This window comes from Bradyrhizobium sp. UFLA01-814 (assembly GCF_046718885.1).
GTDB lineage: Bacteria > Pseudomonadota > Alphaproteobacteria > Rhizobiales > Xanthobacteraceae > Bradyrhizobium > Bradyrhizobium elkanii.
Genome location: NZ_JAQOSR010000002.1, coordinates 26907 through 39358 on the forward strand (window position 1 = coordinate 26907; position 12452 = coordinate 39358).

Consider the following 12452-nt stretch of genomic DNA (forward strand, 5'->3'; position numbering starts at 1 on the left):
GATGGATGCGGAGCTGCCGAAAGCGCAGGTCAGCCGCCCCGCCAAAGGCTGGGAGGACGCGGTCGCGCTGACCGGCTTCATCCTGGTCGCGGTCGGGCAGGCCTCCAACCAGGTTCTGGCGCGCGGGCTTGCCGGCTCGGTGCCGCCGTTTTCGCTGGCCTTCTTCCGCTGGACCTTCATCGCCATCGGCCTCGCGCCGTTTGCGATCGCAGCGATCCGCGACGGCAAGATCCCGCTGGCGCAGAACCTCTGGCCGATCCTCGCCGCCGGCTTCCTCGGCATGTTCCGGTGCGGCGCCCCGGTCTACATCGCCGGCATCACGACCACGGCGATCCATATCGCGCTGATCTTCGCGCTGTCGCCGATCATGGTGCTGCTGATCTCGGCGGCGCTCGGCATCGAGCATATCGGTCCGCTGCAATGGCTCGGCACGGCGCTGGCGCTCGGCGGCGCGCTCTTGATCGTCTCGGGCGGTCATCTGGGAACGCTGACGCAATCGAGCGCGGCCTGGGGCGATCTCCTGGTGGTATGCGCGATGCTCGGCTGGTCCGGCTACACACTGCTGCAGTCGCGTGTCGCGCCGCGCGCCTCGCTGCTGGCGCGGGTCAGCCTGTTCTCGGCGGCGGGCGCGCTGTGCTCGCTGCCGCCGGCGCTCCAGGAGATGTGGGCCATCCCGGCGGAGGTGTTCAACACCCGGGCGTTCGAGGCCTATGTCTTCGCCGGCCTCGTGCCCGGCCTGATCGCCTATGCGGGGTTCGCCTGGCTCGGCGCGCGGTTCGGCTCGGTGCGGAGCTCGCTGGTGCTCTACGTCGCGCCGATCGCGAGCGCCTTCCTGTCCTGGATCGTCCTCGGCGAACCGCCGAAGCTGATCCATCTGGTTGGCGGTCTTTTGATCCTCGGCGGCGTCTGGGCGAGCCTGCGCAAATAGACCCAGTTCCCTTCCAAGGTGCAACCTTTTCCGGCCTCGTGCGTTGAATCCAGCGTTGATTCAAGAGCTTAGTCGGAGGTCGTATGAATCTTACTCCCCAGCAGCGCAAGGACCGTGATGCGCAGCGCCAGCAAGACGCATCGCAGGCGATGAAGGAGCATCGCGCCAACGAGAAGGCGTTCTACGACAACTTCCAGCGCCTCAAGGCCGAGCGGCAGGCGCGCGAAGCCGCGGAGTCAAGGAAGGCGCAATCCGCTTCGAAATAAGCGCCAGGAGCCACACCAACCATCCGGATGGCCGGATCTGACCGAACGAGAAGGAGCGGAAGCGAGGGGGCGAGCACGGCGCAAGCGAGCTCGCCCCGAAGACGAGAAATCTCCAGGCTTATGGAGGACGTCAGATGTACTTTGCCGATCAGAAAACGGTCACCTGCAAATGCGGTGAGCCCTTGAGCGAATTGATGCTCGTCGACGACCAGACAACCGGAATCAAGTTTCACGTCGGTCGTTGCCCGTCATGCCGTGAAGTGACGGTTGTTCGATCCCAGGATATGCCAGCCAACGACAATGCCTGACGCGGACGGTCCTCTCGCGCGTGGGAGGACCGGGCCTTTGGTTTCAGGTTTTCGATTGCGACCGGTGAGCGACAGGCCGGCTGACGCATCGTTCGCGGCACACCAGAAAAAGAGCAGGGCGCGACCGGCATCACCACGGTCGCGCCCTACGTCGCCGGTCAATGGGGCAGGGGGAATAACCGGCTCTTCCAATGACTCGCAGACCCCCTGAGTCGTTCCGCGCAAGCGAAAATATTTTCGTACACGGTTAAGTGATGGCCGGACGCGAGAACCCCGCGGGTTTCGTTCGCGTTGTGTCCGGGATCGCCAAGGGATCGTCGAGCGAATTTCCATGGGGCGAGGGACATCACCATGTCAAAGATTCAGATGGGAATTTTCGCTGCGCTGGCGGCTGGGCTGACGCTTGGCGCCGTCCAGCTGGCATCGGGCCACGATCTCATCGGCGGCCAGCAGGTCACCACCGCACTGGCGCCGGAGAGCGCCGTCAATCGCGCCGCCAAGACCGACCGTGCCACGGTTCCAGTCACCGGCCTGCCGAGCCGGACCGTTGCGCTGAAGGTCGAGCGGCTTCCCGATACGTCGGTGCTGGTCCGCGTCCCCGTGGCCAAGGAAGAGGCGCGCCATCGCCCCGCAATGCCGGCTCGGGCACGGCCCGGCGACACCCGCAAGGTGGCCTGCGAGCCGGTGGTCAGCGTGCTGACCGAAGTGGCCAAGCTACTGCAGCCCGGCCGCTGCGTGACCTGAGCAGGGCGCCCAGTCGGTCTAATATCATCGCCCGGCTTGACCGGGCGATCCAGTACGCCGCGGCCCATCGGCTCAATCACAATCGTCTCTGGAATACTGGATCGCCCGGTCAAGCCGGGCGATGACATCGTTGGTTGCGGTTTGCACCTTACCGGGCAACGCAGGCTATTCCTCCTCCTCCGCCTCGCTGCTGCTGGCAGCGCTGCGGCTTGCCATCAGGCCGAGCGCGAGGCCGCCGACCGCCAGGAGCGGGATCAGCCGCTTCACGCCGATGGCCCGCACGATCTGCAGGCCGGTGGCGACCACCACCGGATCGGCGAACACATTGGCCGCGGCGGCCTTTGCCGCCTTCTCGGCGCGGCGGCGCATCTCGCGCTTTCGCACCACGTAGACGCTGGCGGCGATCACCGTGACGACAAGGAACAGCGCGGCGCCGGCGAGGCACGCTTCCACCGGCCCGTAGTGCTGCAGCACGTAGACGAAGGCGGCCGCGCACAGAAAGGCGATGGTGATGAACAGCGCGATCGCCGTGGCCGCGGCCAGCGACGTCAGCCGCAGCGCGTTGCCGGTGGAATCCTTGACGTCATTGATCAGCCGCTGAAGCATCGACCAGCCCTGCCCTGATTCTTGCCTTGAATCTCGCCCTGAAGAGCGCATCGACAAACGCGGCGGCGGCGCGCCAGCGCCGCCATCGCATCCAGAACGGGGGTTTTCGCATGATCGCCACCATGGGGCTCATCCCCCGGAGACCGCAGATTGCCTAGCGGCGCCAGGTGACGCCGATCAGGAAGCCGAGACCGAGCGCAAGGCCGACCGTCGCCAGCGGCCGCTGCGTGATCATATCTTCCAGCGATTCCTCGATCGAGGATGCGGCATCCTGCGCCGCGCCCATCATCGCGCTGCCGCGCTCCGACATGTCGTCGAGTGTATCTTCCGCACTGGCGCGCGCATCCTTGTAGCGGCGGCGGGCCTGCTTGCCCGCGTTGTTGGCAAACGAGTTCAGCGCGTCGGTGATCTGTTCGGTGAGGGCGGCGATATCGTTCTTCACGGCGGTGACATCCTTTTCGAGGCGTTCGTAGGTCGCTTTGTCCGTCATGTTCTTGATCCCAAATGCGCTGTCCGTGCTCGACATCGAAGGCTCCCGGAGAACTTGCGTGCTGGTACAAAAACGCGCCGCGCGGTGCATGGTTCCCGATGCGAAACCGGGGCTAGTCTTCCGGCAGCTGCGGCGAATTGACCGGCATCAAATGCTCCTTGACGATCAGCGCCACGATCAAGAGCGGCGACGACAGGAAGGCGCCCATCGGACCCCACAGCCAGGTCCAGAACGCCAGCGCCAGAAAGACCGCGAGCGCATTCAGCGACAGCCTGCGGCCGACGATCGTCGGCGTCACGAAATGTCCTTCCAGGAAGGTCACGACCGCAAAACAAGCCGGCGCGATCAGCCCCGCGCCGATGGTCGGCGAGGCGATGATGCCGACCACGACCAGCACGACGAACATCGCGACCGGACCGATGATCGGAACGAAGTTCAGCGTCGCGGCGAGCGCACCGAGCCCGGCCGGGGTTGGCATGCCCGTCATCGCGCAGATCGCGCCGGTGACGATGCCGACGCCGACATTGATCATGGTCACCGTCAGCAGATAATTGCCGAGATGGGTCTCGACCTCGTTGAGGATGCGCAGCGTACGCAGCCGTGCCGTGCGTTCGCTGAAGGCCATCACCAGTGCGCGGCGCAGATCCTTCCAGCTTGCGATGAAAAGGATCAGGGTCGCGATGAACAGCAGGAATTCGGCGAAGGTCGGCGACAGGAATTCCAGCGTCGGCTGCACCCACTCGAATTTCGGCAGCTGGAGCGTGGCCAGCGTATCGGAGCCGCCGACCATGGTCTGCAATTCCTGCCACAGCGCGAGGGGCCGGTCGAACACATGCAGCTTCTCCCTCAGGATCGCGCCGAGCTCGGGCAGCCGCGAACTCCACTCCATCACCGGCGAGGCGATCAGCCCGACCATGAAGCTGACGGCGGCGCCGACCGCGATCACGATGACGACCGCGCCGAGCGCGCGCGGGATCCGATAGCGTTCAAGCATGCTCGCCGCCGGCGACAGCATGGTGCCGACGATGAAAGCCATGGTGATCGGGAGGAAGAAGGCGCGTGCGAGATAGAGCACCGCCACAACGACAATGACCAGCAGGGCGATCAATGCGAAGGCGACGGCCTCGGCGCGGCTGACAACCGGCGGCAGTTCGATCTTGCTGTCGGGGACGGGCGTGCCTTCGGGCGCATTGCCAAGCAGGTCTTCACTCGGAAAGGCGCGCACCGAACTCCTCCCGCGTGAGGACGAACAAACCCGTCGCGTGGTCGCCCCGCGCGCCGAATTGCGCGATGACAACGGATCGCTGCGGAGAAAGTTCCATCGCGGCTTCGTGAGACGTGACGGGTTGACAATCGCGACCTCGCGACGATTCGCGGCGGAACTGACTCGCGGCCATGCGCGTTGGCCCGGCATCGCATCACCACGATGCGCATCCCGTCCAGGGGCAGCACATGACACAGCAGCCTGTTTCCAGCCGCCGGCTTGCGTCGCGCGCCGCGCGCACCCTTGCCCGCATTCTTGCCATCGGCAGCGTCCTGTTGGTGACGCCGCTTGTCGTCAGCACGGCGGCCAGCGCCCAGGTCCGCTCTTCCGCGCTCGGCTATGCGTCGACGCAACCGGGCGCATTTCCCGCCGACGAGGTGATGAACGACCCCTCGAGTGGGGCCGGCGAGGACGGCGCGCTGCCGGAGCGGCTGCGCCGGACCACCGTCGCGCTCAACACGACTGAGGCGCCCGGCACCATCATCATCGATACCGGCAACACCGCGCTCTATTACGTGCTCGGTGGCGGCCGGGCGATCCGCTACGGCGTCGGCGTCGGCCGCGAGGGCTTCACCTGGGCCGGCACACAGACGATCAGCCGCAAGGCGGAATGGCCGGACTGGCATCCGCCGGCCGAGATGATCAGGCGCCAGCCTTATCTGCCGCGCTTCATGGCCGGCGGCCCGGGCAACCCGCTCGGTGCGCGCGCGATGTATCTCGGGTCCAGCGAATACCGCATCCACGGCACCAACGATCCCTCGACGATCGGCAAGTTCGTCTCATCCGGCTGCATCCGCCTGACCAATGAAGACGTTTCCGACCTGTTCAGCCGGGTCGATGTCGGCACCAGGGTCGTGGTGCTGCCGAAGAACGCGCCGCACCTCGCCGCGCGCGAGATCGGCCCGACCACGACGCAGATCTCGGTCCGGCCGGCCGCGGCGCGGCCGCGCCCCGCGGCGATGACGCTGCCTTCCGGGCGTCAGGCAATGAACATCCCGACGGCTTCCTCGTTGTACTAGTGTGCTGAATGCGAAGTTCGTGCGATTTCGCGGCAGCCGCCTTCACGAACTTCGCATTCATAAAGCACACTAGAATCATAAGTTTCCTAGTGTCCTTATCGAATCCGAAGTTCGCTCCGAAGGTGCGGCAAATGATGCGAACTTCGGATTCGGGACACTAGAGCGTTTTCGAGCGAAGTGGATACCGGTTCGCGTGAAGAAAACGCGTCAGAACAAGAATCTAGAGGCCCGTTCCGATTCAATCGGAACGGGGCTCCTAGGGATCGGCATTGTACCGAGGTCGGTGATGGTGAAACGGCACGTAAGGCGCTGCGCGTTCGGGACGGCGGCATTGCTCGGCCTGTCCCTTGCGCCTGCAGCGCAAGCTCAGGATTTTTTCTCGCAACTGTTCGGCGGCTTCATGCATGGCCGCCCGCCGGTGATCCGGATGCCGTTCGACGACGGCCCGGCGCCGATGGCGCCGCGGGTCGAGCGCCGTCTGCGCTATGACGTCGGCCAGGCCTATTGCGTGCGGACCTGCGACGGCCGCTATTTCCCGCTTGCTGCGACCGGCAACCAGAGCAAGGCGGAAAGCTGCAACAGCTTCTGCCCGGCGAGCGCAACCGAAGTGGTCTATGGCGGCAATATCGACAACGCCGCGACGGAAGACGGCAAGCCGTATTCCGAGCTGCCGAACGCGTTCCGCTATCGCGACGAGCTGGTCTCGGGCTGCACCTGCAACGGCAAGGACTCTGTCGGCCTCGCCGCGGTGAAAATCGAGGACGATCCGACCTTGCGCAAGGGCGACATCGTTGCCGGCAAGGACGGGCTGATGTCGGTGAGCCGTCCGGACCGGCGCGGCGCGCAGCTCAACTTCACGCCGGCGCCGGATCGCATCCGCGCCAAATATGGCCGGCCGGCGGTGCTGGCGCGCGAGTAGCGTCGATCGCACGCGGGCGGCCGCTTTCGGTTCCTGGCGCGGAACCGGCCTGCCTCCTGCACGTTAGCAAAGGGCGAACAGCACATTCACCGATGCCATCAGGGGGCTTCGCATGCTCGTCGGCGTACTCGTCACCTTCCTTGTCGTTATTCTCGTTCTTTATCTCATCAACATGCTGCCGCTCGACGGCCGCGCCAAGCAGATTGCGCGCGCCGTCGTCATCATCATCGGCATTATCTCGCTGCTGAAATATCTGGCGGTGTTCTAGAGCGCGATGGTTTTTGGTCGAAACAGCGGTCCGCTGCCGAAGGCGAGATCCGGTGGGGGTGATGACACCGCGTGGTGTGACGCCTGGAATCGAGAACCATCCTCAGCGTCGTCCCTGCCTAGTGCGCAATTGCGCACGGGAGCAGGGACCCATAACCACAAATGCCAATTGTTGGACGATGCTGGAACGACGAGTCCCTTCAATAAGCCCGCCGCGGCGTATGGGTCCCTGCGCACTAGGCAGGGACGACGGGTTGGAGGAGCCGCAGACACACATCACGATTTCGGAATAATGGAATAATGCCGCTGATTTGCCCGACGTGTCAAGTTGCCGTGTCCGGCTACTTTGCATGGGGTTGTTTTCGATATTTTGGCAGTGCGCTCCTGCGACGGCGGGCTCGCGGCGCCAACAAAAAAGCCCCGGCTCGCACCGGGGCTTTGCTTAGTCGTTGCGATCGCTCGCGGATCAGCCCGCGGCCTTGGCCTCGCGGCGGCGCGCGGTGAGGATGAATTCGGTGTAGCCGTTCGGCTGCGCGCGGCCTTCGAAGATCAGGTCGCAGGCGGCCTTGAAGGCGGTGCCATTGAACGCGGGCGCCATCGGCTTGTAGAGACTGTCGCCGGCGTTCTGCTCGTCGACGACGACGGCCATGCGCTTCAGTGACTCCATCACCTGGTCCCTGGTGATGACGCCCTGATGCAGCCAGTTCGCGAGGTGCTGGCTCGAGATGCGCAGCGTGGCGCGGTCTTCCATCAGGCCGACATCGTGGATGTCGGGCACCTTGGAGCAGCCGACGCCCTGGTCGATCCAGCGCACGACGTAGCCCAGGATGCCCTGGCAGTTGTTGTCGATCTCCTGCTTGACGTCGTCGGGCGCCCAGTTCGACTGCGACACCGGAATGGTGAGGATGTCGGACAGCTTTGCGCGCGGCCCGCCCTTGGCGAGCTCCTGCTGCCGGGCGATCACGTTGACCTGGTGATAGTGCAACGCGTGCAGCGTGGCCGCGGTCGGCGACGGCACCCAGGCGGTGGTGGCACCGGCCTGCGGATGACCGATCTTCTGTGTCAGCATGTCGGCCATCTTGTCGGGCGCGGCCCACATGCCCTTGCCGATCTGGGCATGGCCGGGCAGGCCGTCGATCAGGCCGTTGTCGACGTTCCAGTCCTCATAGGCCTTGATCCACGGCTGCGCCTTCATGTCGTTCTTGCGGATCATCGGACCCGCTTCCATCGAGGTGTGGATCTCGTCGCCGGTACGGTCGAGGAAGCCGGTGTTGATGAACATGATGCGCTTGGAGGCGCGCTGGATGCAGGCCTTGAGGTTGACCGTGGTGCGGCGCTCCTCGTCCATGATGCCGACCTTCAGCGTGTTCTCGGGTAGCGAGAGCATCTTCTCGACCTCGGCGAACAGGTCGCAGGTCAGCGTCACCTCGTCGGGGCCGTGCATCTTCGGCTTGACGATATAGGCCGAGCCGGTGCGGCTGTTCTTGACCTTGGAATTGCCCTTGAGGTCGTGGATCGCGAGCAGGCCGGCTACCGCGGCATCCAGGATGCCTTCCGGGATTTCCTCACCCTTGGCGTCGAGCACGGCGTCGGTGAACATGTGGTGGCCGACATTGCGCATCAGCAGCAGGCTGCGGCCGTGCAGCTTCAGCTCGCTGCCGTCGGGCTTCTTGTAGACGCGGTCGGCATTGAGCGAACGGGTCAGCGTCTTGCCGCCCTTCTCGAAATCGGCCGACAGCGTGCCGTTCATCAGGCCGAGCGTGTTGCGATAGACCAGCACCTTGTCCTCGGCGTCGACGGCGGCGACCGAGTCTTCCATGTCGAGAATGGTGGAGACCGCCGATTCCAGGATCATGTCGGCGACGCCGGCCGGGTCATCCTTGCCGATCGCGTTGCTGCGGTCGATCTTGACCTCGACATGCATGCCGTTGTTGACGAGCAGGATCGCGGAAGGCTGGGCGGCGTCGCCCTGATAGCCGGCGAACTGGGCGGCGTTCTTCAGCGCGGTCGAATTGCCGCTCTTCAGCTTGACCGAGAGCTGGCCCGCGATCACGGCGTAGGAGGTCACGTCGGTGTGGCTTCCGGTCGCAAGCGGCACGGCGGCGTCGAGGAACGCCTTCGCCTTCGCGATCACCTTGTCGCCGCGGGCCTTGTTGTAACCGCGGCCAGCCTCGCTCGGATCGTGCGGGATCGCATCGGTGCCGTAGAACGCGTCGTACAGCGAACCCCAGCGCGCGTTGGCGGCGTTCAGTGCGTAGCGGGCGTTGGTGAGCGGCACCACCAGCTGCGGGCCGCAGATCTTGCCGATTTCCTCGTCGACATTTGCGGTCTCGACCTTGTGGGTCGCGGGCTCGGGCAGCAGGTAGCCGATGTCCTTGAGGAACGCGGTGTAGGCGTTGATGTCGAACGCCTTGCCCTTGTTGGCGCGATGCCAGTCGTCGATCTTGGCCTGCAGCGCGTCGCGGACCGCGAGCAGCTCGCGGTTCTTCGGTCCGAGCTTCTGGATGATGGCGGCAAGTCCGGCCCAGAATGCATCCGGGGCGATCCCGGTTTTCGGTGTCGCCTCCTTGGCGATGAAATCGAACAGGACAGGGGCGATCTTCAATCCATGGGCATCGACACGAGTCATGATGGGCTTTCTCAAAGAAACGGGGCGTTTAGGGGCTGTTTTCAGAAGAAATCAGCAAAAAACGCGCCAAAGAGCCGCGTTCACGGCCCTTTTAGCCCTAAAGCCACGGTTCTGAGAAGGCCCCCCAGAGGAGGAGGCCATGCCGCCTAGATATTCGCCGCGAGGTCGGTCAGTTCGTCGAACAGGATGCCGGTCGTGGCCAGCATCCGCTCGATCTCGTCGGTGGCATCGCTGACCGAGCGGTTCGAGGTGTCGATGGTCAGTTCATTGCCGGTCGGCGGCTGGTAGTCATTGGTGATGCCGGTGAAAGACGGCAATCCGCCGGAGCGGGCCTTGGCGTAATGGCCCTTGGGGTCGCGGGTCTCGCAGACCTCGGCCGGCGTCGCGACATAGATCTCACGGAACGCGCTGTCGGCGATGCGACGTGCGACCGCACGGTCGGCAGCCGCGGGCGACACCGCGGCGACGATCGCGATATGGCCGTTGCGCGCCAGATGGGTCGCGACTTCGGCGAGGCGGCGGATGTTTTCGGCGCGGTCCTGCGGCGAGAAGCCGAGATCGCCGTTCAGCCCGGCCCGCAGCGTGTCGCCATCGAGCAGGATCGGCGAGCCGCCATTGCCGAACAGGCGCCGCTCCAGCGCCCGCGCCAGGGTCGACTTGCCCGAGCCGGGCAGGCCGGTCAGCCAGATCACCGCGCCGTTGTGATGGTAGCGCGCCGAGCGCTCGTCCGGCCGCAGCGCGGACTCCACCGGCACGATATCGACCGGCACCGCCGGCCGGCCGGCGTCGACCGACAGCACGAGGCCGCCGCCGGCGATACGGCCGTTGACCTCGATCACGAGACGGCCGGTGCGCGGATTGTCGGTGTAGGGATCGGTTGCAACCGGCTGCGCCAGCGAGATGTCGATCTCGCCGACATGGTTGCGTGCGATCGCGGTGTTCTCTTCGTTGGACAGCGCGCCGGGATCGACCGCCTTCTCGATCGCGACCACGGTGGCGCGGCTTTCCTTGGTGCCGAGCCGGATCAGGATCTGCTCGCCCTTGGTCAGCGGCTTGTCGTGCAGCCAGAAGATCCGGGCGCGGATGCGGCGGGTGTCGCGCGGGCTCTGCCCGGAATGTCCGATGATGTCGCCGCGCTCGAGGAACAGCTCGCGGTCGAGCGTGATGCCGACCGAGCGCCCGGCGCCCTGCGCGGCGCCCACCGGCGTCACCGGCCAGCTCTCGACGGTCTTGATCTGCGCGATCTTGCCGGTCGGCATGATCACGATCTCGTCGCCGGCCTTCAGGCTGCCGGACTCGATGCGGCCCGCCACGATGCGGCGGTCGTCGAACTTGTAGATCGCCTGCACCGGCAGCCGTAGCGGCAGCTCGGCCAGCGGGCGTGCCGGCTCGAGCGCATCGAGCGCCTCGACCACGGTCGGTCCCTGGTACCAGTCGATCCGCGCCGTGCGCTCGGCGACGCCGTCGCCGTCGCGCGCCGAGATCGGGATCACCGCCGTAGGCGTCACGCCAAGGCCGATCAGATGCGCGGAAATCTCGTCGCTGATCTCCTTGAAGCGATCGGCGCTGAACTCGACGCGGTCCATCTTGTTGACCACGACCGCGACCTGCTTCACGCCGAGCAGATGCAGGAGATAACCGTGCCGCCTGGTCTGGTCGCGCACGCCTTCCAGCGCATCGATGATCAGCACCGCACCGTCGGCCTGCGAGGCGCCGGTGATCATGTTGCGCAAGAACTCCGCGTGGCCGGGCGCGTCGATCAGCACGACGTCGCGCGAGCGGGTGCGAAAGCGGATCTGGGTGGTATCGATGGTGATGCCCTGGTCGCGCTCGGTCTGCAACGCATCGAGCAGGAACGACCACTCGAACGGCATGCCGCGCCGCGCGCTGACCGCCTTCAGCATTTCCAGCTTGCCGTCCGGCAGGCTGCCGGTCTCATGCAACAGGCGCCCGACCAGCGTCGACTTGCCGTGATCGACATGGCCGACGATGACGATGCGCACTTGCGGCCGCGTCGTGCCGTTGGGCGTTGCCGAGATCGAGGCGGTGGGAAGGATCATGTTCATCGGAACGCTCGCACGAAGTGGGAAGCCAAGTTGCTTGGAGTCAGGTGTTGCTTCGAGTGTCGATCAGAGATAGCCGGCGACGCGCAGCCGCTCGAACGCATCCTCGGTCTCGTGGTCGAGCGCGCGGCCGGCGCGCTCCGGGACCTTGGTGCCGTCGAGCTCGGTGAGAATCTCGTCGATGTTGGAGGCGGTGGAGGCGACCGGGAAGGTGATGTCGGCATCACCCAGCGAGCGGTAGCGCTTGCCGTCCTTGGCGAGATAGAGCGGGATGATCGGAATGCCTTCGCGCTTGGTGTAGGCCCAGATGTCGGCCTCGGTCCAATGCAGGATCGGATGGATGCGCAAATGCGCGCCTGGCGGCGGCGAGGCGTTGAACTGGTCCCAGAACTCCGGCGGCTGGTCGCGCACATCCCATTCGCCTTCGAGGCCGCGCGGCGAGAACACGCGCTCCTTGGCGCGCGTCGCCTCTTCGTCGCGGCGGATGCCGGCGATCAGTCCGTCAAAGCCGAATTTATTGAGTGCGAGCTTCAGCCCCTCGGTCTTGCGCGCCGCGGAACGCGCGGCCGGCGGCAGGGTCGGGTCGACGCTGTCGATCGGCGGGCAGGGCTCGACGCGCAGGTCGAGGTCCCATTCCTTGCCGAAGCGGTCGCGGAACGCATACATCTCCGGAAATTTCTTGCCGGTGTCGACGTGCAATGCCGGGAACGGGACGCGGCCGAAGAACGCCTTGCGCGCCAGCCAGATCATCACGTTGGAATCCTTGCCGAGCGACCACAGCAGCGCGAGCTTCTTCAGCCGGGCGAACGCCTCGCGCAAAATGTAGATGCTCTGCGCCTCCAGTTCGTCGAGATGATCCATCGACGGAGGGGGCTGATTGGCAGGAATCCCCGGCACGGAAGATGCATTGCTAAGGGCTGCGGACCGCGTCTTGGCGGCGACGGATTCG

The 12452-nt window shown here is 65.5% G+C and carries 13 protein-coding genes; 7 read left to right on the top strand and 6 right to left on the bottom strand.

Annotated features, from left to right (window positions below; genetic code table 11):
- The first annotated feature begins 1 nt into the window (after position 1).
- The 4 genes from PMN64_RS00800 to PMN64_RS00815 all read left to right on the top strand — a co-directional run bounded on the left by PMN64_RS00800 (position 2) and on the right by PMN64_RS00815 (position 2246).
- Positions 2-928, top strand: coding sequence for a DMT family transporter (locus PMN64_RS00800; RefSeq protein ID WP_411779259.1), 927 nt, complete (start codon positions 2-4; stop codon positions 926-928).
- A gap of 83 nt (positions 929-1011) precedes the next feature.
- On the top strand, positions 1012-1194 hold the full coding sequence (locus tag PMN64_RS00805; RefSeq protein WP_016842983.1) for a hypothetical protein: 183 nt from the start codon (positions 1012-1014) through the stop codon (positions 1192-1194).
- A 134-nt stretch (positions 1195-1328) separates the two neighbouring features.
- A complete protein-coding gene (locus PMN64_RS00810) occupies positions 1329-1502 on the top strand; it encodes a hypothetical protein (protein WP_196238193.1) in 174 nt (57 codons plus the stop codon).
- 351 nt (positions 1503-1853) lie between these two features.
- On the top strand, positions 1854-2246 hold the full coding sequence (locus PMN64_RS00815) for a hypothetical protein (protein WP_411779260.1): 393 nt from the start codon (positions 1854-1856) through the stop codon (positions 2244-2246).
- A 165-nt stretch (positions 2247-2411) separates the two neighbouring features.
- Here the strand turns inward: PMN64_RS00815 and PMN64_RS00820 are convergent, their stop codons facing one another.
- The 3 genes from PMN64_RS00820 to PMN64_RS00830 all read right to left on the bottom strand — a co-directional run bounded on the left by PMN64_RS00820 (position 2412) and on the right by PMN64_RS00830 (position 4567).
- The gene (locus PMN64_RS00820; RefSeq protein ID WP_411779261.1) at positions 2412-2852 is read right to left on the bottom strand and encodes a hypothetical protein; all 441 of its coding nucleotides are present in this window, start codon (positions 2850-2852) and stop codon (positions 2412-2414) included.
- 154 nt (positions 2853-3006) lie between these two features.
- Positions 3007-3378 carry a YqjD family protein gene (locus PMN64_RS00825; RefSeq protein ID WP_016842979.1) on the bottom strand — a complete coding sequence of 124 codons (372 nt, stop codon included), beginning with the start codon at positions 3376-3378 and terminating at the stop codon, positions 3007-3009.
- 76 nt (positions 3379-3454) lie between these two features.
- Entirely contained in the window at positions 3455-4567 is a 1113-nt protein-coding gene (locus PMN64_RS00830; protein ID WP_028342252.1) for an AI-2E family transporter, read from the bottom strand.
- Positions 4568-4794: 227 nt separating this feature from the next.
- Between PMN64_RS00830 and PMN64_RS00835 the strand changes: the two genes are divergently transcribed.
- From PMN64_RS00835 to PMN64_RS00845, 3 genes are all read left to right on the top strand, one after another.
- Positions 4795-5625 (top strand): L,D-transpeptidase, encoded by an 831-nt coding sequence (locus PMN64_RS00835; protein WP_411779263.1) that lies wholly within the window; start codon positions 4795-4797, stop codon positions 5623-5625.
- Positions 5626-5911: 286 nt separating this feature from the next.
- Positions 5912-6544, top strand: coding sequence for a DUF2865 domain-containing protein (locus PMN64_RS00840; RefSeq protein ID WP_411779265.1), 633 nt, complete (start codon positions 5912-5914; stop codon positions 6542-6544).
- 112 nt (positions 6545-6656) lie between these two features.
- On the top strand, positions 6657-6812 hold the full coding sequence (locus tag PMN64_RS00845; protein WP_085970696.1) for a Thivi_2564 family membrane protein: 156 nt from the start codon (positions 6657-6659) through the stop codon (positions 6810-6812).
- Positions 6813-7277: 465 nt separating this feature from the next.
- On the opposite strand, the gene PMN64_RS00850 is transcribed toward PMN64_RS00845, so the two are convergent.
- The 3 genes from PMN64_RS00850 to cysD form a co-directional block, all read right to left on the bottom strand.
- Positions 7278-9440, bottom strand: coding sequence for a malate synthase G (locus PMN64_RS00850; protein WP_411779266.1), 2163 nt, complete (start codon positions 9438-9440; stop codon positions 7278-7280).
- 146 nt (positions 9441-9586) lie between these two features.
- A complete protein-coding gene (cysC, locus tag PMN64_RS00855) occupies positions 9587-11506 on the bottom strand; it encodes an adenylyl-sulfate kinase (RefSeq protein WP_411779267.1) in 1920 nt (639 codons plus the stop codon).
- A 63-nt stretch (positions 11507-11569) separates the two neighbouring features.
- Positions 11570-12364, bottom strand: coding sequence for a sulfate adenylyltransferase subunit CysD (gene cysD, locus PMN64_RS00860; protein WP_155258612.1), 795 nt, complete (start codon positions 12362-12364; stop codon positions 11570-11572).
- Positions 12365-12452 lie beyond the last annotated feature (88 nt).